The sequence below is a fragment of the Burkholderia sp. Bp8986 genome, from assembly GCF_003854225.1.
Lineage (GTDB): Bacteria > Pseudomonadota > Gammaproteobacteria > Burkholderiales > Burkholderiaceae > Burkholderia.
The window spans coordinates 22,608-46,064 of sequence record NZ_QTQM01000045.1 but is presented as its reverse complement, the minus strand read 5'-3'; the positions used below and the strand labels follow the sequence as shown (position 1 = coordinate 46,064).

The following is a 23,457-nucleotide window of genomic DNA, read 5'->3' as shown; positions in this document are numbered from 1 at the left end:
GTCCCAGCTCATCGCAGACTAGCGCCAACCGATTCACCCGTCTACTGCGTCACCGCTCCCCATCATGAACTGGATCGCTTTTTCCCACGGCGCCGCCCTGTGCGGGTCGCTCATCGTCACCATCGGCGCGCAGAACGCGTTCGTGCTCCGGCAAGGCATCATGCGCTCGCATGTCGGCAAGATCGTGCTGCTGTGCGCGCTGTCCGACATGATCCTGATCGGCGCGGGCGTCGGCGGCGCGTCGGTCCTCGTCGAACGCTATCCGACCTTCGTCCACATGGTGCTGTACGTCGGCCTCGCGTATCTCGCATGGTTCGGCTTCAACGCGCTGCGTCGCGCGTTCAAGCCGGGACACGCAACGCTCGACGTGCGCGGCGACGCCGTCGCGCCGCCGCCGCAGAGCGCGGTCGCGATCGTGCTGATGACGCTCGCGTTCACGTGGCTCAACCCGCACGTGTATCTCGATACGTTCCTGCTGATCGGCACGGCCGGTGCGCGAGAGCCGGAAGGCACGCGGCTGGCGTTCGCGATCGGCGCGATGTCGGTCAGCGTCGTGTGGTTCCTCGGGCTCGGATACGGTGCGCGACTGCTCGCGCCGTGGTTCCGCAAGGCCGTCGCGTGGCGCGTGCTGGACGGCGCGATCGGCAGCATGGTGCTGTTCCTGGCGGCCGTGCAGTTGCGATAACGGCCTCGGTGAATGATCGATCGCGGGCGGCAACTTGCCGCCCGCTTTTCGTTCCGCTGCGGCGAAGCGGCCGGCTCCGCCCGTCTCTCCCGTTGCCGCGCCCGGCCGCAACAAAATTCGGTTCCCGATCGAACGCGGCGGCACGAATGACCCACGCAGCAGACGATGCGTCCGCCGTCCGCGGCAATTCCTCCGTCTTCACGGCCGCGCGCCCGCTGCACGAATCCGGTCGATCGGCGAGAATGTTCCAGCGTCCCGCGACAACGGCGAACGTGCTTCACCCGACCGCCGTCCCGTCGCATTCATCGCGGCCAATCCCGTCGTTCCAACCCGTCACCCTTCAGATTCCGGAGAGCAACATGGCACTACGCACCCTCGGCACCTCGGACATCCAGGTTTCCCCGCTCGCCTTCGGCGGCAACGTCTTCGGCTGGACCGTCGACGAAAACGCATCGTTTGCGCTGCTCGACGCGCTCGCCGACACCGGCATCAACTTCATCGACACGGCCGACGTCTATTCGGCCTGGGTGCCCGGCAACCGCGGCGGCGAATCGGAGACGATCATCGGCAAGTGGCTGAAGCGTTCCGGCAAGCGCGACCAGGTCGTGATCGCAACCAAGGTCGGCCTGCTCGACGCGCGTGCGGGCCTCACGAAAGACAACATCCTGAAGGCCGCCGACGATTCGCTGCGCCGCCTGCAGACCGACTACATCGACCTGTATTTTTCGCACCGCGATCTGGCCGACACGGCCCCGCTCGAAGAAACGCTCGCCGCATACCAGACGCTGATCGACGCGGGCAAGGTGCGCATCATCGGCGCGTCGAACTACAGCGGCGCGCGCCTGCGCGAAGCCGCCGACATCAGCAAGCGCGACGGCCTGCCCGCGTACCAGGTGATCCAGCCGGAATACAACCTGATCAACCGCGCCGACTACGAGCGCGATCTCGAACCGGTCGTGCGCGACCTGCAGCTCGGCGTCGTCAACTACTACGCGCTCGCGAGCGGCTTCCTGTCGGGCAAGTACCGCAGCGAGGCCGACCTGAAGAAGAGCGTGCGCGGCGATCGCGTCGCCCGCTATCTCGATGCGCGCGGCCTGCGCATTCTCGCGGCGCTCGACGATGTGTCGGCGAAGCACGGCACGCAGCCGGCCGCGATCGCGCTCGCATGGCAGATCGCGCGGCCGACGATCACCGCGCCGATCGCGAGCGCGACGTCGCTCGAACAGCTCGCGCTGCTCGGCGAGGCGATTCGCGTGCGGCTCGACGATGAGGACATTCGGAAGATCGACGCGGCCAGCGCGGTCTGACGTCGCGTACAAGCAGATGACGGCTTGAATCTCGGCGTTTCGCGCTTCAAGCCGCCGGTGCGAGGCGCGGGTGACGCGAACAGGGATGTCGGCATCGCTCACGCCGCGCGCGCGGGAAGAGCGCCGCGAATCACTCGACCGGCGCGCGGTTTCGGCAAGACGATCCGACAACACGCGCTTCTGCTCCAACACAACGAAAAAAATCCACGACACACCGCTGCCCCAGGTCTTCGGCGGCACGCAAACATGCATACCGCCATCGCTTCGCCAGCGCGCGAGATGCGAGCTCGATGAATCACGCGACCACCGCGCAGCTTCAACGAGACGATCCGGCGGCACGCGACTTTTATTCCGTATAACGAAGCAGCCTCGCGTCTTACCGTTCGAACCGAACCGAACAACATACCCCGAACACGCCCGCACGTTTTGCCTTTCCCGGCCATATTCGTTGACTCACACGGACATCCGGCCGCAACGCGCCGCCGCAAGCGCATCCCGGGCCCGCCCCGGGTCTTTCACCGATTGACCGCGCCCGCCGGCGTATCCGAGACTGCGCCGCTCGGGCGGTCATTGGGAGGACGTCATGCCGGACATCAGCACGGGAATCGTGTCGATCTCGACGCGCGCCGTACGCGGCGACGAACGCGTCGACTTCTGGGTCGACCATGTCGCCCGCTCGCTCGTGCGCATCGAATGCAGCGGTAAATCGTCCGAAGGCATCGACGCGTCGCTGCGCAAGCGCGACCTGGGGCTGCTGGGGGTGTGCGACATCGTCGCGAACCGGCATGCGGTCGTGCGCACGCCGCACAACATCCACGCGGACCCGCGCGACGCCGTGTTCGTGTGCCTGATGCACGAAGGGCAGGGCTATACGTTCCAGGACGTCGAGTGCATCCAGCATGCGCCCGGCGACATCGTGCTGTACGACACGTCGACGCCGTACGGTCACGGCTTTCCGGCGAACATGGCGATGACCGTGCTCGACGTGCCGCGCGACGTGTTCGAAGCGCACGTCGGCCCGTGGCGCTATCGCAGCGTCGTCAAGATCGACCGCGGCGACGGCGTCACGTCGTGGGCCGCGCGGCAGCTCTACGCACTGCTCGCCGAACCGCACGAATCGATGCCCACCGCGCGCGAACGGCGCGCCGCCGCGATGCTCGACCTGATGCAGTCGATGCTGCGGCTGCGCGACGGCGACGCGTCGCCGACCAAGTCGACCGTCCACACGCTGTCGCGCGCGAAGGCATTCATCGACAGCCATCTCGCCGACGACGACCTCGATACCCGGTCGGTCAGCCGCGCGATCAACCTGTCGCCGCGCCAACTCGCGCGCATCTTCGAAATCGAAGGGATGCCGCTCACGCGCTACATCCTCGCGCGGCGTCTCGAACGCTGCCGCGCCGACCTGCGCGACCGCTCGCTGAAGCACCTGACGGTCAGCGAAATCGCGTTCCACTGGGGCTTCAACAACAGCGCGCACTTCAGCCGCAGCTATCGCGCGCGCTTCGGCGAGACGCCGAGCGACACGCGCGCGCCGGGCAACCCGCGCTAGCCGCTCGTCGCCGGGTTCTCCTGCTGCGCAATCCACGGCCAACCGTCAGCGCAACGAGATCGCTGCATGAGCCGCCACGGCGCCCCGCCGTGTCCGCGCGAAGCAAGCCCGGCGTCCGCCCCGGTCAAACGGGGACTCGCGCCCGTCGCTAAGCTGGCTTCCTGCGCGGCGGTGCTCGTTCCGCCGCCTGACAGCGAGGAGACAAAGCAGGATGGAGACGTACGACCATATCGTCGTCGGCGGCGGTTCGGCCGGCTGCACGGTGGCACATCGACTGGTAAAGGCAGGCAGGCGCGTGCTGCTGCTCGAGGACGGCCCGAAGGACGACAGCCTGTTCATCCGGATTCCGGCGACGTTCATCCGCGTGCTCGGCACGCAGCGCACGGTCACGTTCGAAAGCGAGCCGCAGGCCGGCGCGGCGGGACGCAGGACCTACGTGCCGCAGGGCCGCACGCTCGGCGGCGGCAGTTCGGTCAACGCGATGCTGTACGTGCGCGGCACGCGCGCCGACTACGACGAATGGGCCGCGCTCGGCTGCACGGGCTGGCGCTGGAGCGACGTGCTGCCGGTGTTCAAGCGCGCCGAGTCGCACCTGCGGCTGTCCGAGCCGTTCCACGGCACCGACGGGCCGCTGAAGGTCGGCGACACGCGCTTCCGGCATCCGCTGAGCCTCGCGTTCGTGAAGGCCGCGCAGGAAACCGGCATCGCGTACAACGACGATTTCAACGGCGCCGCGCAGCACGGCGCCGGCTTCTACCACACGACGATTTTCGACGGGCAGCGCGGCAGCACCGCGGCGACCTATCTCGCCGACGCGCTCGGCGACCCGAACCTGCGCGTGCTGACCGGCTGCCGCGTGACCCGCGTGCGCTTCGACGGCCGGCGCGCGACCGGCGTCGAATGGCGGATGGAGAACGGCGCGACCGGCTCGGCCACCTCCCGCGCCGACGTCGTACTCGCCGCCGGCGCGCTCAGTACGCCGAAGCTGCTGATGCTGTCGGGCATCGGACCCGGCGCACACCTGCGCGCATACGGCATCGACGTGCTGCACGACAGCCCGGAAGTCGGCGCGAATTTCCAGGACCATCTCGAGGTCTCGATCTACGGCTACAGCCACGCGCCGATCAGCCTGTTCGGCGAGGATCGCGGGCTGAAGGCGCTGCGGCACGGGCTGCAATGGATGCTGACCCGCACGGGCCTGCTGACGTCGAACGTCGTCGAATCCGGCGCGTTCGTCGATACGACCGGCAGCGGCCGCCCCGACATCCAGTTCCACGTGCTGCCGACGCTCGTCGGCGACGTCGATCGCGCACCGCTGCCGGGCCACGGCCTGTCGATCAATCCGTGCCTGTTGCGGCCGCGTTCGCGCGGCTCGGTGCAACTGCGCGGCAACGATCCGGCCGTGCCGATCCGGTTCGACAGCGGCGCACTGTCGGATCCGGCGGACGTCGACGGCCTCGTGCGCGGCGTCGCGCTCGCCCGGAAGATCATCCGCGCGCCGTCGCTCGCCCGCATCGTCCGCGAAGCCGAAGCGCTGACCGACGACGCGCTGGCCGACTACGTACGGTGCCGCGCGAAAACCGTCTATCACCCGGCCGGCACCTGCCGGATGGGGAGCGACGAAACCGCGGTCGTGACGCCGCGTCTCGCGGTGCAAGGGATCGACGGATTGCGAATCTGCGACGCATCGGTGATGCCGCGCATCGTATCGGGCAACACGAACGCGCCGACGATCATGATCGCGGAACGCTGTGCCGAGTTCATGCTCGCGGAGTGACGCGGCGACTCACGCCGCGACCGGCATGCAATGAAAACGAAAGCGGCGCGTGAGCCACGCGCCGCGTCGGCATCGGTTCCGCTGCTTCAGCGTCAAGCGCTGCGCAGCGCCATCGGCGACGCACCGTAGCGCTCGCGAATCGCACGGCTGAAGTGCGCCTGGCTGGAGAAGCCCCACCGAAACGCGATCTCGCCGATGCTCGTCTTGCGCAGGCGCGCGTCGGTCAGCTCGCGATGCGCATGCGTCAGCCGCTCGGACCAGATGTGCTGCGTGATCGACTCGCCTTCGGCCGCGAAGAGCCGGCCCAGGTGCCGCAACGACAGCCCGACCGCATCGGCCACCGCCTGTGGCCCGAGCTCCGGATCGCCGAGATGGGTCGCGATGTACTGCTTCGCGGTCAGCAGGTACGACAGCGACGCGCGCGATGTGCGTGCGCCGTTCACTTCGGCGTCGATGAGTTCCGCGACCAGCATGCGCGTGTGTTCGACGAAGCGCGCGGCGTCGTCTTCGACCGGCGCCTTCATGAAGCGCTCGACGCTCGCGCGCAGTGTCGCGCCGAGCATCGCGCCCGCCCCCGGTTTCGGCGCGATCCGCAACGGCAGCGCCGCCAGCTCCGCGTCGAATCGATCGTCGAACGTGGCAATCGGGATATCGATCAGCAATTGCCGCATCGGCGTCAGGAATCCGAACAGATAGGGCACGCGCGTATCGTACACGACGATGTCGCCGGCTTCCGCGAGCAGGCAGCGCTCGCGCTGGATGAAATACGCGCGACCGCTCAGGATCTGGCACGCAAACAGCGACTCCTTCGGCAACTGGCGCACCAGCGCGGGGCTGCGCTCGATCACGTGATCGCGCCCGCTGATGTCGGCAACGCCGAGCCCCGGCAGCGCGAGATCGGTCTTCTCGACCTCGAGCCCCGCCGGCGACAGCGACGAGCAGCGCAGGCCGACCAGCGTCGCGGCGTTGAACGCATCCCAGTAGGCCATCCGGTCGCGCACCGGCACGTCGGCCGTCGAGCCGCGCGTGCATGAAAGAACGGTCGAATTCGTCACGTCGCCTCCTGCGGGCGCCTGTCGTGCGGAGCGGCACGGATTGGGGGATGGTTCTTGTGATTACAGGTGCGGCGCGATGTCCGGCCCGATCAAGCAATTCGTCCAGCCCAGTCAAGAGCGGCGCGCACCGGCTGGCTAAAGTCGACCCCACGACACCTAACCACAAGGAGACGAACCGTGGTCGACCAAGCCGTATCCGAATTCTGGCAAAACATCGCGCCGATTGCCAATCCGTTCAAGCCCGATGCGCTGCCGGAAGCGTACATCCCGAACGCGGCCACCGAGGACGCGCGCTATTACGTTCCGTTCACCGAAACGGTTTCGTCGCGGCCGCTGTGGATCTCGCCGTCGCAGAACAAATGGTGCGACATCCTGATGGCGAAGGAAGCCGGGCTCGTGAACCGGCACTACCACCCGCACGAGGTGTTCGCTTACACGCTGTCCGGCAAGTGGGGCTACCTCGAGCACGAATGGACCGCGACGCGCGGCGATTTCGTGTATGAAACGCCCGGCGAAGGCCACACGCTCGTCGCGTTCGATCATCCGGAACCGATGCGCGCGTTCTTCATCGTCAAGGGCCCGCTGATCTGGCTCGACGACGAAGGCAACCCCGACGGCTACTTCGACGTGCATTCGTACATCGCGATGTGCAAGGCGCATTACGAGAAGGTCGGCCTCGGCGCGCACGCGATCGAGAAGCTGTTCCGCTGACGCGCGACGAGGCCGCCCATGACATCCCGCCCTTCCCCCAAACTCGCATGGACGTACGAGAACAGGCTGCTGCTGATCCTGTTCATGACGTTCGGCTTCGTGTTCTTCGACCGCCTCGCGCTGTCGTTCCTGTTCCCGTTCATGTCGGCCGAGCTGCACCTGTCGAACACGCAGCTCGGCATGGTGTCGTCCGCGCTCGCGCTCACGTGGGCGCTGTCGGGCGCCGCGACCGGCGCGTGGTCCGATGCGCGCGGCACGCGCAAGCCGCTGTTGATCGCGGCCGTGCTCGGCTTTTCCGTATGCTCGGCGCTGTCGGGGCTCGTCGGCGGCTTCGCGAGCCTGATCGCGTTCCGCGCGCTGATGGGCATCGCCGAAGGCCCCGTGCTGCCGCTGTCGCAATCGCTGATGGTCGAGAGCTCGACGCCGAGCCGCCGCGGGCTGAACATGGGCCTGCTGCAGGGCTCGGCCGCCGGCCTGCTCGGCGCGATGATCGGCCCGCCCGTCGTGATCGGCATCGCGACCGCCTACGGCTGGCGCGAGGCGTTCTACGTGTCGTGCGTGCCCGGCTTCCTGATCGCGTTCTGCATCTGGCGCTGGGTGCGCGAGGTGCCGCCCGGCGGCGTACGGCGCGCCCAGGCCGAAAGCGCGGCCACGCACGGTACGCAGACGGCCGGCGGCGCCGCGATCGACCGCTGGGCGCTGCTGAAGGAGCGCAACATCCTGCTCTGCGTGCTGATCAGCTGCTTCTTCCTCACGTGGTTCATCGTGATCATCTCGTTCGCGCCGGTCTTCCTCGTCGAGAGCCGCCACCTGTCCCCGGCCGACATGGGCGTCGTGATGACGTGCCTCGGCGCCGCGTGGGTGTTCTGGGGCTTCGCGGTGCCGGCGATCTCCGACCGGATCGGCCGCAAGCCGACGATGATCGCGTTCGCGCTGATCGCCGCCGCCTGCCCGGTCGTGATGATCCACGTCGATTCGCTCTGGGCGCTCGGCGCGCTCGTGTTCGTCACGTACACCGGCCTCGGCTGCTTCACGCTGTTCATGGCGACGATCCCGGCCGAAACGGTGCCGCCCCGCGCGATCGCCAGCGCGCTCGGCCTGATCATGGGCGCGGGCGAGCTGATCGGCGGCTTCGTCGCGCCGACAGTCGCGGGCTTCGCCGCCGACAAGTACGGCCTGCAGTTCGCGATGTGGACGTCGGCCGCCGGCGCGATCCTCGCGGGCGTGCTGTCGTTCGGCCTCGTCGAAACCGCGCCCGCGGTGCTGCGCAAGCGCGCGCCCGCCGATGCCGCTCCCCGTCTCGATACGCAAAACCTCGGAGGACGCTGACATGCGCGCACTTCAATGGCACGGCCCGCGCGACATCCGCCTGGTCGATCTCGACACGCCGCGCGCCGGGCCCGGCGAGGTTCGCATCGCGGTCGCGTATTGCGGCATCTGCGGCAGCGACCTGCACGAATACGCGGACGGCCCGCACGCGATTCCCGTCGACGCGCCGCATCCGCTGTCCGGCCGCACCGCGCCGCTGACGCTCGGTCATGAGTTCTGCGGCACCGTCGTCGAAATCGGCGCGGGCGTCACGACGCTGGTCCCCGGCGACCGCGTGGCGGTCGAGCCCGAGTATCACTGCCACCAGTGCGCATATTGCCGCGCGGGGTCGTACAACCTGTGCGTGTCGATGGGTTTCGCCGGCCTGATGGGCGACGGCGGAATGGCCGATTTCGCGGTCGTGCCGGCCTACATGCTGCACCGCCTGCCCGACGACGTCAGTCTCGAACAGGCCGCGGTGATGGAACCGGCGGCCGTCGCGCTGCACGCGCTGCGGCGCGGCGAGCTGCGGCTCGGCGACACCTGCGCGGTGTTCGGGCTCGGGCCGATCGGCCTGCTGCTGATCATGCTCGCGAAACTGCAGGGCGCGACGACCATCGTCGCGGTCGACGTGTCGCCCGAGCGGCTCGCGGCGGCCGCGCGCTTCGGCGCGACGCACGCGTTCGACGCGCGCTCGCTCGACGCCCCGGTGCTGCGCGACGCGATCCGCGAAGCGGCGGGCGGGCTCGGCGTCGACGTGAGCTTCGAGGCGGCCGGCCTGCCGGCCACGTTCGAGGCGGCGATGCAGGGGCTGCGCAAGGGCGGCCGCCTCGTGATGGTCGGCCTGATGCCGCATGCGGGCTTCGATGCGTTCCGCGCGGTCAACGACGAGCTGACCTTCACGGCGAGCGTCGGCTACCGGCACGTGTACGAAGACCTGCTGCGGCTGATCGGGTCGGGCGCGCTCGATCTCACGTCGATCGTCACGCGCACCGTCTCGCTCGAGGACGCCGTCGGCGACGGCTTCGACGCGCTGCTCGCCGATCGCGCGCAGATCAAGATCCTGGTTGCGCCATCGCGCCGGCATGCGCGCCGCCTTCACACCGTCGGGAGCATCGAACATGAGCCGCCCCTGGTCGTTTGACGGCAAGACCGTCGTTGTCACGGGCGGCACGTCGGGCATCGGCGCGCGCACCGCGTGGCATTTCGCGGAAGCTGGCGCGTCGGTCGTCGCGCTCGGGCTCGATGCCGCCGGCCCGCATGCGCCGGTGCATCCCGGCATCGGCTGCGTGGAGCTCGACGTGACCGACGACGCAGCATTGACGCGGCAGATCCGCTCGCTGCCGCGCGTCGACGTGCTCGTCAACGGCGTCGGCATCAGCCGGCACGCGGACGAATACCGGATGGACCAGTTCGAACTCGTGCTGAACGTGAACCTGACGTCGGTGATGCGGGCGTCCGACGCCGCGCTGCCGGCACTCTCGGCGAACGGCGGCAGCATCGTCAACGTCGCGTCGATGTACACGTACTTCGGCAGCAAGGATCGCCCGGCATACAGCGCGAGCAAGGGCGGCATCGCGCAACTGACGCGCTCGCTCGCGCAGGCGTGGGCCGAGCGCGGCATCCGCGTGAACGCGGTGGCGCCCGGCTGGATCGACACGCCGCTCAGCAGCGGGCTGATGGCCGACGCGCAGGCGTCGCGGCGGATTCTCGATCGCACGCCGCTCGCGCGCTGGGGCACGGCCGACGAGGTCGCGGACGTGATCCTGTTCCTGTGCTCGCCCGGCGCATCGTTCGTCACCGGCGCGATCGTGCCGGTGGATGGCGGGTATTCGACGGTCTAGCGCCGGGCGCGCGAGGGCATCGGCGCAGGAGGTGTGCGTCGGTGTCCGCGTGTCGGAATGCCGGCGTGCCGTTTTCGGCTTACGTTTTCGGCTCCTGCTTTCGGCTCCTGTTTCCGGGCGCGACCCGATCGACCGTTGCACGTTTCACTATCTTCATATCAATCAGTAGTCCAATCAAAAATATTCCGGCGTGACCGGACATGTGAGGAGCACTTTGGACATGACGAAAAAGACCTTGCTGGCCCTCGCGGCCTGCACGATTCCGGCCGCCTCGTTCGCGCAGAGCAGCGTGACGATGTTCGGGCTGCTGGACGCCGGCCTCAGCTACGTGAGCAACGAAGGCGGCCACGGCAACGCGAAATTCGACGACAACATCTTCTTCCCGAACCTGCTTGGTTTCGAGGGCAAGGAGGACCTCGGCGCCGGCACGCGCGCGATCTTCCGGCTCGTCAATCAGTTCTCGCTCGCGAACGGATCGATGATCGGCGGCGGCCTGTTCGCGCGCACGGCCTATGTCGGGCTGCAGAACGACCGCTACGGCACGCTGACGCTCGGCAACCAGTACGAGTTCATGGTCGACGCGCTGGCCGCGAGCGGCAACGAGATCGCGCAGGATCTCGTCGGGCTGTACGGCTTTCGCAACGGCCCGTTCGACAAGCTCGCGTTGCCGAACAACCCGACCGGCGCGTTCGACTGGGATCGCGTCGCGGGCAGCAACCGCGTCGCGAATTCCGTGAAGTACACGAGCGCGTCGATCTCGGGCCTGACCTTCGGCGCGCTGTACGGCTTCGGCAATGTCGCGGGATCGATCGGCGCGAACAATACGGTCAGCGTCGGCGCGAGCTACGACAACGGCCCGTTCGGCGCGGGCGCGGCCTATACGAACCAGAAGTACGGCGCGGCGGGCGGGCTGCCGGCCACCACCGTGCGCAACTGGGGCGCGGGCGCCCACTACACGCTCGGCACGGTCACGGCGAAGGCGCTCTTCACGACCGTGCACAACGCGTGGAACGGCGCGGGTGCGTGGTCGGCGGAAGCCGGCGCCGCGTGGCATCCGTCGCCGGTCTGGGTGATCGGGGCGAGCTACACGTACATGAAGGGCAACGACACGCTCGACAACGCGCATGCGCACCAGTTCCTGGCCGCCGTCCAGTACTGGCTGTCGAAACGCACGATGGTGTATGTCGCGGGCGTGCATCAGCGTGCAAGCCACGGCAGCAACGCGCAGATCAACGGCGTGATGGATGCGAACGGCGCGTCGAGCGGCGCGCTGCAGTCGGTCGCGCGGATCGGGTTCAGTACGCGGTTCTGATCGACGTCGGCGTTGAACGGAAAACACCCGCCCGGTCGATGCCGGGCGGGTTTCCGTTGGCGGGTCACGTCGTCAGAAGCGAATGGTCACCGATTTCGGCTCGGTATAAGCGTCGATGAACGACGAGCCATACTCGCGTCCGATACCGGAGCCCTTCGCGCCGCCGAACGGCACGGCCGGGTCGACCAGCGTGTGCATGTTCACCCACACGGTGCCGGCTTCGATCCGCGGCACGTAGCGCAGCGCCTTCGACAGGTCGTTCGTCCACAGGCTCGCGGTCAGCCCGAACGGCGTGTCGTTCATCATCGCGATCAGTTCTTCCTCGTCGTCGAACGGCACGAACGCGCCGACCGGCCCGAAGATCTCCTTGCGATACGAAGCCGATTCCAGCGAGCGCGGCAGCACGATCGTCGGCTTCACGTAGAAGCCGTCACGCGCATACGCACCGCCGCCGGTGACGATCGTATCGCCCTCCGTGCGCGCGAGCTCGAACGCGTCGAGACACTTGCGGAACTGCGGCTCGTTGCAGACGGGGCCGATCATCCCGGCGTCGTCCATCGGGTCGGCCGGCTGGAAGCCGTCCAGGCGCGCCTTCATCTTCTCGACCACCTCGTCGAACTTCGCGCGATGCACGAAGAAGCGTTCCGCCGACGCGCACACCTGCCCGCTATGCAGGAACCCGGCTTCGACGATGCCGTCGAGGATCTTGTCGACCGGCGTATCCGGCAGGAACGCCGCCGCGTTCTTGCCGCCCAGTTCGAGCGTGAAGCGCGTGAAGTTCGCGTTGACGGCCTCCGCGCCGATGATGCGGCCGGTCGGCACCGACCCCGTGAACGACACCTTCGCCACGCGCGGATCGCGGATCACCTTCGCGCCGACCTGGCCCGTGCCGTTGATCACGTTGAGCGTGCCGGGCGGCAGGCCGGCTTCGGTCGCCAGTTCGGCGATGCGCAGCATCGTGAGCGGCGTGAACTCCGACGACTTGATGAGCACCGTGTTGCCGGTCGCGAGCGCCGCGCCGAATTTCCATACGGGGATCATCACCGGGAAATTCCACGGAATGATCCCGAACACGACGCCCAGCGGTTCGCGCAGCGTGAACGACGTGTAGCGCTCGCCGTTCATGCTCGGGAACGACGGGGCGAGCGTTTCGCCCGCGATCTTCGTCGCCCAGCCCGCGTAATAGCGCAGCCAGCGAGCCGACCAGCCGACTTCGATCACGCGCGACAGCCCGATCAGCTTGCCCGACTGCGCGGTTTCGATCTGCGCGATCTCTTCGCCGTGCGCGTCGATCAGGTCGGCGAAACGCAGCAGGATGCGCTCGCGATCGGCCGGCGTCAGGCTGGCCCACTCGCCGCGGAACGCGCGATGCGACGACGCGACCGCGGCCTCGACGTCGTCGTCGGTCGCCTGCGCGACGGAGCCGATCACCGCGCGCGTCGACGGATCGCGCACGTCGATCCGCTCGCCGCGGCCGGCTACCGCGTGGCCGTCGATGTAGTGACCGTGTTCGCGCGCGAGAAACGCGCTGACTTCGTCCAGCATTCGTACCCGTGCCATCTGTGTCCCTCCGGAATTCGAATTGAGTGAAAGGCCCGACTTGCCGGCCGCTCTTCGATTCTAGGGACGCGTCGCGCACGCGGATCGGCGTTGCGTGCACACTTTTGGCTTCAGCGTGCAGATCGGTGCGACGCAACGGTTTCCCTGTGGAAACCGCCATTGGCGCTGAAGGTCGCCGCTGCCGACGATGATGGCGTTGCGCCCCGCGTCCGCGCCGAATGCATTAAGCTCGACGCATTCCCCGGCCCTCTCCCTCTTCCGGCAATGGCACACGAACTCGTCGTCGACGCCAGCAACAGCAACGCGAATCTGCGCGACCTGATCGCGGACAGCTTCCTGCCGCTGGTCTTTCACGACACCGGCCCGCAGTTCCGGATGTCGGTGCGGGTTGCCACGGTCGGCGGCCTGCGGATGGCGGAGGTCGACACCACCGCGATCCGCGTCGATCGCGACCGCTCTCTCGCGTCGCGCGCCGACAGCGACTGCTACAAGATCCTGTTCCAGATCGCCGGACAAAGCCGCGTCACGCAGCGCAACGCGGCGTCGACGGTCAATCCCGGCGAGTGGGTGATCTACGATGCGACGCAGCCGTACATGATCGAATCGGCGAACGCGTCGCGCTTCGTCGCGGCATTGACGCCGCCGAGAAGCGGCACGATGTGGCGCTGGTTCGTGGAGCGCGCGGGCGTGCAGGTCCGTCGAACCGTCGGCAATGCGCAATTGGCGCTTCAATCGATCCATTACCTGATGGACGGGCAGGTGCCGAACGATCCGGAAAGCCTGTTCGGCTTCGAGCAGTCGACGCTGATGCTGCTCGATTCGGTGATCCGCCGCGAGGCGAGCGATTCGCTGAGCGGCGCCGATGCGCGCAGCGCGACGCTGCGGATGAATGCGGAAATCCATCTGTCGCATCACTACAGCGATCCCGACCTGTCGCCGGACAAGCTCGCGAGTGCGCTGTACGTGTCGCGGCGCACGTTGTACAGCGCGCTGGCCGCGACCGGGCGCACGCCGCAGAGCCTGATCCAGGAATACCGGCTGCAGGCGAGCAGGCGCGCGCTGGAGGATCCGGCGGATCCCAACCGCAACCTGCTGGAGCTGGCGATCGCGTGCGGCTTCTCGGACATCACGCATTTCGGGCGCGCGTTCAAGGCACGGTTCGGATGCAGCCCGGGCGCGTATCGCGTCGCGTGTCGCGGTATTTCGGAGGCGTGAAGCGGGATCGCCGCGAACTGCAGCGGCTTCGATGAACGATCTCGAGGGCGACGCTCGCGTGCCCCGGGGAAGTATGCATCATCCGCAACCTGGCATCGCCGCCCGGTGTCGACCACACGTGCATTCGTGTCATCCCGGCACGGTTCGACGACGTCGGCCAACGCACATGCGATCGTCCACTTGCGATTCCGGCGTGTCGGCTCGACGGTCCGTTACTGCAAAAAATCGGCGACACCACGCGTATCGCCCCGTCCGGCCTCCGCACAAGTCATTCAACATGATCAGCATTCAATGCGACGCTTGAGGCCGACACTATGTGCAACATGAGATTCAATCAGGCCCAACTTCCACTCGACGAGCTCCGCATCTTCACCTGATTCCATCACTCGAAAATAATATGCACTACTACGGTGCCAATCCATAGTGCTGACTACCCATTGATGCATCATTTGATGTCTGACATTCTGGAAGCGTGTCAGCGATGCATGGAATGTAACAAACATGAATGGATTTCGTCTTGAAAATGAAATTTCTTGCGCATGCAACGTAGACGGCCCGGACCTTGCGCCCCCCACACGTTCGAAGACGGAATCTCCTGTTGTTTCGCCCGACGAAACACCCGCCGCACGCCCCGACTGTCTCAGGATTGCCCGCCTGATCGATGTCCTTCGGACACCGGCATGCCATTTCGACGAGAACGGGCGGGTCGTGAACATCAACGATGCATGGCTTGCCTACGCGGATCGCTCCGCCGAGGCCACGTATCGACTCCAATGGACGGAGTTGATCCATCCGGAGCACCGATGCACCGCCGAGTCGACACTTCACGCGGCTCAACCCGGCTCGGTACACGAAACGCTGGAGTGCCGGCTGGCGGGTTCCCACGGCATCGACCAGTGGTTCACCGTCGACCTTCACCGTGTCGACGACGGATGGCTCTGCACCTGCACGAATATCCATGACCTGAAGGCCAAGGAAATCGAACTGAAGAGTCACACGTCGATACAGACAGACATGCTGAATATCAGCATCGACTGCATCAAACTGATTTCGCCGACAGGCAACGTGCTGCACATGAACCGCGCCGGATGCCAGGCGCTGGGCGTCGACGAAGACTCGGGATTCGGTATGCCGTGGCTGCCGCTCCTGCCCGAAGACGTGTGGCCCGACGGAAATGTCGCGCTCGAATCCGCCAGGAACGGTGTGTTCGGCAGGTTTCCCGGGCGCAGCGAGCGTCCGGGGCGCGACGTTCAATACTGGGACAACATGCTGACGCCCATCTTGGACGCCGATGGAAAAACGACCGCCATTCTGTGTGTTTCGAGAGACGTGACGCGCGAGCGCGTGGCGCTCGATCTGCTTCGGCGAAGCGAAGAAAGGCTGGCCATCGCGGCCCGCGTCGGCGGACTGGGAATCTGGGACTACGACATCGCATCGGACACACTGCACTGCGACGAGAACTGGCATCGAATCATGGGCCACGCTCCCGGGAAGGCGATTACCTCGATCGACCAGTTTCGCGCGTTGATTCATCCGGACGACGTCGACAAGGCGATGAAGGTCACTCGGACCGCGGAGGAATTCAATTCGTTCGGCAGGGATTATCGCGTCGAGTATCGCGTCATTCAGCCCAACGGCGAGATTCGATGGGTTCAGTCCACCGCCTATCCGCAGCATGAAGACGGCGTGACCCAGCGAACGATCGGGTTCGTGCTCGACGTGACGAAGATTCGCCTGGCGGAGCGGCGCCGGGAGGCATGGCTGCACTTCATTTCCCACGACATGCGCTCGCCTCAGGCATCGATTCTCGCGTTGATCGATCTTCAGCGAGCCGCTGAACCGGCCCCGCCCGCAAAGGACCTGCTCGATCGAATTGCCGCGTACGCGCGCCGTACGCTGGCACTGGCCGACGACTTCGTTCTGCTGGCGCGCGCCGAAGCACCGACCTGGTCACTGGTGGAAACGGATATCGGCAGCGTGGTACTCGATGCGATCGACGAACTGTGGGCACTCGCTCAAGCGCGCGGCATCCGGCTCGACGTGAACGTCGGGGATGAGATCTGCATCGCACGCGTGGAACCCTTCCTGCTGATGCGCGCGGTCGTCAATCTCGTGAGCAATGCCATCAAGTTCAGTCCTGGCAATGCGACGGTAACCGTGCGCCTGACCGGCGTCGAACATGGCTACGCCATTTCCGTTGCAGACCACGGGCCCGGCATATCGGCCGAAGCCCAACAACGTCTGTTCGAGCCATTTCAACGGCTGCAAGTCGAACCGCCTCGTTACCCTTCGGGCGCCGGTCTCGGGCTGGCTTTCGTGAAGACGATCGCCAAGCGCTATGGCGGCAACATCGATTTGCATACCCGCCCGGGCGAAGGCTGCACGTTCATCCTGACGTTGCCGGGTGTCTCGTCGATACAGGACGGTGCCTGATGCCGGTTCCTTGAAGCGCCGCCCCGCCACGCGCCCGCAAGATGCCACGTACTCTGAAGCGGTGTCAGTCCATGCGGGCTCGCGGTTTGGATATTGAAACGATCGACCACCGACGCCTCATTCGCGGTTCCCGGTTTCCGACCAGTCATCAGGAACGCCCGTCACCGGCTTCATTGCGACATCAATGCGGCGGGCGGTCCCTGGTCGACAGGTCCGTGTACCGGTCAACTACGCAGGAACGCAAGAAGGTCCTGGTTGAGCTGAGCCTTGTGCGTTTCGGTCAAACCGTGCGGCGCCCCCTTGTAAATCTTCAGAATGGCGTGCGGAACCAGTTTCTTCGTGGCGCGCCCGCCGACGTCGACCGGCACGACTTGATCGTCGTCCCCGTGCACGATCAACGTCGGCATGTCGAACTTGCTCAGATCCGAAGAAAAGTCCGTTTCCGAGAATGCCCGCACCGAGTCGTAAGTGTTCTTGAAGCCCCCCATCATTCCCTGGCTCCACCACGAGTCGATCATCCCCTGAGACACCTTGGCGCCGGGACGGTTGAAGCCATAGAACGGGCCGCTGGCAATCTCCCTGAACAACTGTGACCGGTCAGCAACCATCCCGGAACGGATGGCATCAAAAACCTCTATCGGTACCCCCTGCGGATTGGCGGGAGTCTTGAGCATCAACGGCGGAACGGCCGAAATCAGGCCGACTTTCGTCACGCGCGAGCCACCATGGCGGCCGATATACCGCGTGACTTCACCCCCTCCGGTCGAAAAGCCGATCGCCGTCACGTTCTTGAGGTTCAGCCCGTCAATGACGGCAGCCAGGTCGTCGGCGTAGTGGTCCATGTCGTTGCCGTCCCACGGCTGGCTTGATCTTCCATGCCCACGCCGGTCATGCGCAATCACCCGGAAGCCATTCGACGCAAGGAAAAATGCCTGGTTGTCCCAACTATCCGAGCTAAGGGGCCAGCCGTGGCTGAGTGTGACTACCGGAGCGTCCTTCGGTCCCCAGTCCTTGTAGAAAATTTCCACGCCGTCCCTGGTGATGATCCTGTCCGCCGATTGATTTCTCCTCGCGCCGGAAACCGCAGTGGACTTCGACAAGCGCCCAGTCGTTGCGTCCGCTGCAGCCGGTACAACGGCAGCGACGGTTGCGAGAACACCGCCCAGCATCAGACCTCGACGGCTGGCATCGTCGGGAGACAGGTGAGAATCAGGCTTCATGCAATATGCTCCTGTTGTGGAAGAAATCATCATGCCGGCCGATCGATCGGCCAGACGAACCCGCCGCGCCGTTGGCGAATTTCAGATACAAGCACGCGCTCATGAGGAGATTGGAACTCGCGATCATGTTTGCTCGATATGGCGGGAATCGTAGGACGGCCATTAACCCGGCGGTAGCTACGTAGAAGTGCTCACGGTGTTGTTCAAACAGCACCAATCCGCGCGCCTCAACATGCCCTCGCCCGGACCAACTCAGGACATGTGGGGGATTGCGGCGTGAAGATGAACGCGGTCGGCCATCGAGATTTCGACGCCGGAGCAGACGCCGGGCCGAATATCCGCACCTCACGCATATCGACAGGAATCACTCGACGATTTTGTCTCGCCGGCCAAATTTGAGCGTCTCATTCATGTCGGCCCATGTTCCTTCTCGCGCTATCTGGATCGAGCGAGCTGTTGCGAGACGAAATCGATGAATATTCTCGCGCGGGCGGGCAAACCTTTTCCGAATGCGTGCAGCGCAATGACCGGCACCGCACTCAACTTCACGTCAGGCAGCACTTCCGTCAACCGGCCGGAATCGAGATCATGCTGTACTGCCGTTCTCAGAATCTGGGCGATACCGAGTCCGTTCAATGCAGCCACTCTCATCGCATCACCATTGTCGGCATCGAACATGCCATCGATGGGGATGCTCGTTCCGTCGGCAAAAGCGATCGGTACGACGCGTCCGTCGAGTTTGTAACGCACATGAAGATGCGCAACGAGATCGTCCTTTCCCTTGGGCATGCCATGCTTGAGCAGATAGTTCGGGGAAGCCACGAGCACCAGCGGCAAGCTCATCAGCGTGTGCGCATAGAGTCTGCTATCGACGGCGCGCCCGGCTCTGATGGCGATATCGAAGCCCTCACGGATCACATCGACGTGACGATCGCTGATGTTGACTTCGAGTGACAATTCGGGATTGCTGCCCATCAATTCCCGCGTGATCGGCTCGAGCAGGGTCCGCCCCAGATCGACTGGAAGGCTCACGCGCAACTTTCCTACCGCTTTTTCAGGCGTCGTCAGAACGTCGCTCGCATCCTCGAGACCTCGCACGAGCGGCGCAACGCGCTCATAGTATGTTTCCCCTTCGCTCGTCAGGACGAACGCCCGCGTCGACCGCTGAAACAGCGTTACGCCGAGCCGCTTCTCCAGCCTTGCGACGCTCCTCGACACGGCGGACGGTGTCGTTTCGAGCGACCGTGCCGCGGCCGTGAACGATCCTGCCTCGACCGACCTCACGAACGCTGGAAGACCGCTGAATTTCTCGAATGCCATTCGTGACTCTCCGGCAAAATTGATAGTTCCGTTGCATGACTACAGCACTCGAAGTCCCCGGACTATATTGGCGCCGTACGCCAGACCGGCGCGAAACAACGGAGATTTCAATGAATCGACTCGCAAACAAGGTTGCCGTCATTACGGGTGGCAACAGTGGAATCGGGTATGCCACGGCAAGGCTGTTCGTCGAGGAAGGTGCAAACGTCGTCATCGTGGGCCGTCGCTCCGAGGCCGTGACCGCGGCCGTGGCAGAACTCGGAAATCGCGCGACGGGACTGACAGGAGATCTCGCCGATCTTCGAACGCACGAGCGCGTGGCAACCCTCGTGGCCGAACGGTTCGGCGGCGTCGACATATACGTCGCGAATGCCGGCGTCAATACGATCGCACCGTCGAGCCAGGTGGGCATCGAGTCGTATGACGAACATTTCGCCACCAATACCAGAGCCGTGTTCTTCGGCGTGCAAAAGATCGCGCCCCACGTGCGCGACGGCGGAGCGATCCTGTTGACGAGTTCGATCGCCAGTTCCAAAGTGTTCGACGGACATGCCGTTTATGCGGGAACGAAGGCCGCCATCGAAGCATTTGCCCGCAGCTGGGTGCTCGAATTCAATACCCGTGGCATCCGGGTCAACGTAATCAGTCCCGGTCCCACCGACACCCCCATTCTTTCCAAGCTCGGTATCGAATCCGCTGACCGACCGGCATTCGAGGCTGCCGTCGCGGACAGCATCCCGCTCGGTCGTTTCGGCCGCCCGGAAGAACTGGCTCGCGCCGCACTGTTTCTCGTGAGCAGCGAAGGGAGCTTCGTCAACGGCGTGAACCTGAATGTCGACGGCGGGATGTCGCTGCGCTGACCTCCCGCCAGGGCGCTCACTCTGCCGCTCGGCGATACATCGCAACGTAGCGTGCCCGTGCAATCACTTTTCCGTGCATCTGATAGGCAACGAGGGCCGGGCTCGATGTGGCGTTCACGTCGATACTTGGCACGGCGAGCGCCGATGCCGTGACGATGTATCGGTGCGATTCCCCCTGAGGCGGGCAAGGGCCGCCGTATTTCGCCGCCCCGAAGTCGGTCAGCGTTTCGATGGCCCCGGCAGGCATCCGCTTCGGATTGCCGGACGCGCCTTTTTCGATCGACGCTTCCGACGCCGGTATATTGACGACGCCCCAATGCGTCCAGCCCAGCCCGCCGGTCGGGGCGTCTGGGTCGTGAATGGTCACGACGACGCTCTTCGTTCCATGAGGAAGATGGGACCACGAAATGCGTGGTGAGACGTTGTCGCCGTGGCAGCCGAATCCGCCGTAGACCTGTTCGTTCTCGAACCGGCCACGGTTCAGGCCATCGACTTTAACGGAGAACGCGCCCGCGACAGCGATCGTCGGCACGATCGACAAGAGCATTGCAGAGGGTCGAGCGCGGAAAGAAGTTGAATCGCACGGTGTACTCCGTTGAAAAGGAGGGCGCTTCTGCAGGGGGCGAGAACGACCCGGCCGAGCGGGGCGGGACGAGACGACACTTGCGCTGCCAGGGTGCTGGCGCGCATGCCGCCCGCCCCAAGATCACCGTGCAGGCTTGCGTGCGTTCGCCCGACCAAGTACGGACGCCTCCCGCATCGGCCGCCGACGTTCAAAAATCAATCAGTAGTCCCACATAACAGGCACAAAGCTGAAACCGTTCCCCTTCTTTGCAACGTGGCCGACGGACGGGAACGCGACATGTGCCGCGGCCAGCAGAGCGCCGGTCTCGGCGGCTTCGTTCAACAGCAAGATACGTACGTCCACAGCGGCTTCAGGATCGTGCTCGAAGCCGTTTTGCCAGTCGGGATTGTCGAAGTTGACTTCGAAAATCGCGTCGCCCACAAACGTCAGCTTCTCGCCGTTCGATGCGACATCCACCACGCAGTGCCCCGGCGTGTGCCCCCCCGTCACGCGCGCCGACACACCCGCTGCAACTTCCACGGCCCGATCGAACTGCACGATGTTTTCGCGATAGAGTTCCACGAACTTCGAAGCTGCCTTGCGGAGCGCGGGAGGAACCGTTTCCGGCATCACCGTCTTGCTGAAATCCGGATTTTTCCAGAACGCCACTTCCTCGGCCGATACATGAATGCGCACGTCCGGACGCAGCCTGGCCTTGACACCGTCGACGTTCAGCCCGCCGACGTGATCCATGTGCATATGCGTAATCACGATATCGGTGATCGCAGCCAGGTCGATGCCGGCCGATTCCAGTCGCATCACCGACTTCCCTGCACGCGTGAAGTACTCAAATCCGTCGCCGACACCCGAGTCGATCAGGATCAGGCGTTCGCCGCTACGCACGAGTGCGATGTTCAGTGCCCAGTCGAACATGTCACGTTGCAGGAAACGGCCGTCGAACCACTCGTTTCTGTCTGCTTCGCTCACGTTGGTGGACATGGTGGAAGTCGGCAGCGGCAGAACGCCGTCGCTGATCAGCACGACGTCGACGTTACCCACGCGCACGGCGTAACGGGAAGGCACGAGTTCTCCCGATCCTTCTTTGCCGAGCCCGGAGGTAACCGGCTGCACATTGCGGGTCGTTTCGCTCATCTTCGATTGTCCTGTTGGTCAAGTGGGTGAGGCGCTCGGCGCGGCGCGATTCACGAGCGCGGCCACGAATTTCGCTCGCCTGGTTTCGCTCGCATTTCAACCGAACGTGAGACGAATTGTAGTCAGGGGGAGGCAAACGCCAGTAGCGTCGGGAATGCACACACCGCGTTGTCCAACCGGCAACAATCGACGTCCGGCAGGCAACACGAGCCGATCCGTCACCCGTCGTGTTTGAGCGTTCGACCGGATCCTTCGACAGGAGGTGGATTTCAGCGCAAATCAGTTCACCGTCGGCGCCGACCTTTTTTCTCTCGAAGGGCAACGCCGACGTGCATGTGTCCAACCGCTGGCGCTAGCGCGGTTCAGCTGTCAGTTGCCGCAACTGTTCGAGCAGCTTGACGGCAGGGCTCGGCAACAAACCGTGCCGACGCCGAAATGCGGTCAACGTGCGCCGCCCGACCACCCCCGGCAATTCGAGCGTATCGAACACCCCCGCCTTGCTCTCCGTCACGTACATCGGTTCGGCCATCCAGCTCAGAAAACCGGATCGGGCGACGAGACTCTTCAGCACGGTGATCGATCGGGTTTCGACCACGACGTTCGGCAAGCCGAGCCCGTTTGCGACGAACACCTGCTGCATGTGCTCGAACGGCGCGGTGCCGCGCGGCGGGATCGCCCACTGCTGATCCAGCGTATCGGCCAGCGTGATCCCCCGCTTTGCCCGCAGCGGGTGATCGAGCGCCGCCACCACGTAGCTGTTGTCCTCCCAGCGACAGTCCTCGATCGCGACGATCTCCTCGGTGTCGGGCATCACCATGCTGAGTGCGAGATCGATTTCGCGCTGCACCAGCGCCTCGGCAAGACGATCCCAGACGCCTTCGATGACGTGAACGCGCAAATTGGGCCACTTCTGCAACACGCCGCTCACGGCGAGCGGCAGCACGAGGCTCGCGATGCTGCCTACCGCTCCGCAGCGAATCGTCCCGCGTGCGAGCCCACGCATCGCGTCGATCTCTTCACGCGCCTGCTCCGCCTCGCGCTGCAACAGAATCGCGTGCGGCAGCAGCGCCTCTCCCACCGCCGTCAGGTGCATGCCGCGCGTATGGCGCTCGAATAAAGGGGCGCCAACCTCGTCTTCGAGCCGGCGGATCGCCCGGCTCAAGGCCGGTTGGGTGACGTGCAAGGTCTCGGCCGCGCGCCCGAGACTACCGGCCGAAGCGATCGTGACGAATGCGTGAAGCTGCTGGAGATTGAAAGTCATGCCTGAAGGTAATGCCTTTTTGCGAAATCGGCAATTTCGGATTCTTCCTGATGTTTCGATAATGCGTTCACCAGAACCGTACTGAACGACAGGAGACTTCAATGGAGCTCAGCCTCCCGCCGCTAGGCGCCCCGTCAGTTTCCGCCGCGCGCGCTTGCGCCCGGTCCGGGTGAGAGCGCATGTCGGTCGCCGTCGCGCTGCAAGCGCCGAGTGAAGCCCGTCTCGCCGAGGACATCGGCGTCGAAGAAATCCAGGAGACAAACGATGAAGACAGTGTCGATGCTCATCGACGGTGAGGTAGCGTCGCGCGCGCCCGCCGC

At 65.3% G+C, this 23,457-nt stretch carries 20 protein-coding genes; 12 read left to right on the top strand and 8 right to left on the bottom strand.

Annotation, left to right across the window (positions count from 1 at the left end):
- The first annotated feature begins 64 nt into the window (after positions 1-64).
- From DID99_RS29705 to DID99_RS29690, 4 genes are all read left to right on the top strand, one after another.
- Positions 65-685 (top strand): LysE/ArgO family amino acid transporter, encoded by a 621-nt coding sequence (locus DID99_RS29705; RefSeq protein ID WP_124489010.1) that lies wholly within the window; start codon positions 65-67, stop codon positions 683-685.
- A gap of 359 nt (positions 686-1,044) precedes the next feature.
- On the top strand, positions 1,045-1,992 hold the full coding sequence (locus DID99_RS29700; RefSeq protein ID WP_124489009.1) for an aldo/keto reductase: 948 nt from the start codon (positions 1,045-1,047) through the stop codon (positions 1,990-1,992).
- 583 nt (positions 1,993-2,575) lie between these two features.
- The gene (locus DID99_RS29695; protein ID WP_124668109.1) at positions 2,576-3,544 is read left to right on the top strand and encodes a helix-turn-helix domain-containing protein; all 969 of its coding nucleotides are present in this window, start codon (positions 2,576-2,578) and stop codon (positions 3,542-3,544) included.
- A gap of 187 nt (positions 3,545-3,731) precedes the next feature.
- Positions 3,732-5,321, top strand: a complete 1,590-nt coding sequence (locus tag DID99_RS29690; RefSeq protein ID WP_409362712.1) for a GMC family oxidoreductase — start codon at positions 3,732-3,734, stop codon at positions 5,319-5,321.
- Positions 5,322-5,413: 92 nt separating this feature from the next.
- On the opposite strand, the gene DID99_RS29685 is transcribed toward DID99_RS29690, so the two are convergent.
- The gene (locus tag DID99_RS29685; protein ID WP_124668107.1) at positions 5,414-6,376 is read right to left on the bottom strand and encodes a helix-turn-helix domain-containing protein; all 963 of its coding nucleotides are present in this window, start codon (positions 6,374-6,376) and stop codon (positions 5,414-5,416) included.
- Positions 6,377-6,553: 177 nt separating this feature from the next.
- Here DID99_RS29685 and DID99_RS29680 point away from each other — a divergent pair, with 177 nt between their 5' ends.
- The 5 genes from DID99_RS29680 (at position 6,554) to DID99_RS29660 (ending at position 11,551) form a co-directional block, all read left to right on the top strand.
- Positions 6,554-7,087, top strand: a complete 534-nt coding sequence (locus DID99_RS29680) for a 2,4'-dihydroxyacetophenone dioxygenase family protein (RefSeq protein WP_044846474.1) — start codon at positions 6,554-6,556, stop codon at positions 7,085-7,087.
- Positions 7,088-7,105: 18 nt separating this feature from the next.
- Complete coding sequence (locus DID99_RS29675; RefSeq protein WP_124668106.1) at positions 7,106-8,416, top strand: MFS transporter; 1,311 nt, start codon at positions 7,106-7,108, stop codon at positions 8,414-8,416.
- Position 8,417: 1 nt separating this feature from the next.
- A complete protein-coding gene (locus DID99_RS29670; protein ID WP_124668105.1) occupies positions 8,418-9,539 on the top strand; it encodes a 2,3-butanediol dehydrogenase in 1,122 nt (373 codons plus the stop codon).
- Complete coding sequence (locus tag DID99_RS29665) at positions 9,517-10,239, top strand: SDR family NAD(P)-dependent oxidoreductase (RefSeq protein WP_124668104.1); 723 nt, start codon at positions 9,517-9,519, stop codon at positions 10,237-10,239. The genes DID99_RS29670 and DID99_RS29665 overlap by 23 nt, the downstream gene beginning before the upstream one ends.
- Positions 10,240-10,459: 220 nt before the next feature.
- Complete coding sequence (locus tag DID99_RS29660; protein WP_124668103.1) at positions 10,460-11,551, top strand: porin; 1,092 nt, start codon at positions 10,460-10,462, stop codon at positions 11,549-11,551.
- A gap of 72 nt (positions 11,552-11,623) precedes the next feature.
- On the opposite strand, the gene DID99_RS29655 is transcribed toward DID99_RS29660, so the two are convergent.
- Positions 11,624-13,111: an NAD-dependent phenylacetaldehyde dehydrogenase gene (locus DID99_RS29655; protein ID WP_124668102.1), complete on the bottom strand. Its 1,488-nt coding sequence runs from the start codon at positions 13,109-13,111 to the stop codon at positions 11,624-11,626.
- Between the two features lie 264 nt (positions 13,112-13,375).
- Here DID99_RS29655 and DID99_RS29650 point away from each other — a divergent pair, with 264 nt between their 5' ends.
- Positions 13,376-14,326, top strand: a complete 951-nt coding sequence (locus tag DID99_RS29650; protein ID WP_124668101.1) for a helix-turn-helix domain-containing protein — start codon at positions 13,376-13,378, stop codon at positions 14,324-14,326.
- A gap of 708 nt (positions 14,327-15,034) precedes the next feature.
- Positions 15,035-16,759, top strand: coding sequence for an ATP-binding protein (locus tag DID99_RS29645; protein ID WP_185733838.1), 1,725 nt, complete (start codon positions 15,035-15,037; stop codon positions 16,757-16,759).
- A 224-nt stretch (positions 16,760-16,983) separates the two neighbouring features.
- Here the strand turns inward: DID99_RS29645 and DID99_RS29640 are convergent, their stop codons facing one another.
- Positions 16,984-17,979: an alpha/beta fold hydrolase gene (locus DID99_RS29640; RefSeq protein WP_124668099.1), complete on the bottom strand. Its 996-nt coding sequence runs from the start codon at positions 17,977-17,979 to the stop codon at positions 16,984-16,986.
- Between the two features lie 435 nt (positions 17,980-18,414).
- Positions 18,415-19,299: a LysR family transcriptional regulator gene (locus DID99_RS29635; protein ID WP_124668098.1), complete on the bottom strand. Its 885-nt coding sequence runs from the start codon at positions 19,297-19,299 to the stop codon at positions 18,415-18,417.
- A gap of 110 nt (positions 19,300-19,409) precedes the next feature.
- Between DID99_RS29635 and DID99_RS29630 the strand changes: the two genes are divergently transcribed.
- On the top strand, positions 19,410-20,159 hold the full coding sequence (locus DID99_RS29630) for an SDR family NAD(P)-dependent oxidoreductase (protein ID WP_124668097.1): 750 nt from the start codon (positions 19,410-19,412) through the stop codon (positions 20,157-20,159).
- A 16-nt stretch (positions 20,160-20,175) separates the two neighbouring features.
- Here the strand turns inward: DID99_RS29630 and DID99_RS29625 are convergent, their stop codons facing one another.
- The 4 genes from DID99_RS29625 to DID99_RS37440 all read right to left on the bottom strand — a co-directional run bounded on the left by DID99_RS29625 (position 20,176) and on the right by DID99_RS37440 (position 23,424).
- Entirely contained in the window at positions 20,176-20,706 is a 531-nt protein-coding gene (locus DID99_RS29625; protein ID WP_124668096.1) for a YbhB/YbcL family Raf kinase inhibitor-like protein, read from the bottom strand.
- A 237-nt stretch (positions 20,707-20,943) separates the two neighbouring features.
- On the bottom strand, positions 20,944-21,876 hold the full coding sequence (locus tag DID99_RS29620; RefSeq protein ID WP_124668095.1) for an MBL fold metallo-hydrolase: 933 nt from the start codon (positions 21,874-21,876) through the stop codon (positions 20,944-20,946).
- Between the two features lie 352 nt (positions 21,877-22,228).
- Entirely contained in the window at positions 22,229-23,137 is a 909-nt protein-coding gene (locus tag DID99_RS29615) for a LysR family transcriptional regulator (RefSeq protein ID WP_124668094.1), read from the bottom strand.
- A gap of 134 nt (positions 23,138-23,271) precedes the next feature.
- Entirely contained in the window at positions 23,272-23,424 is a 153-nt protein-coding gene (locus DID99_RS37440) for a hypothetical protein (RefSeq protein ID WP_185733837.1), read from the bottom strand.
- Between the last annotated feature and the right edge of the window lie 33 nt (positions 23,425-23,457).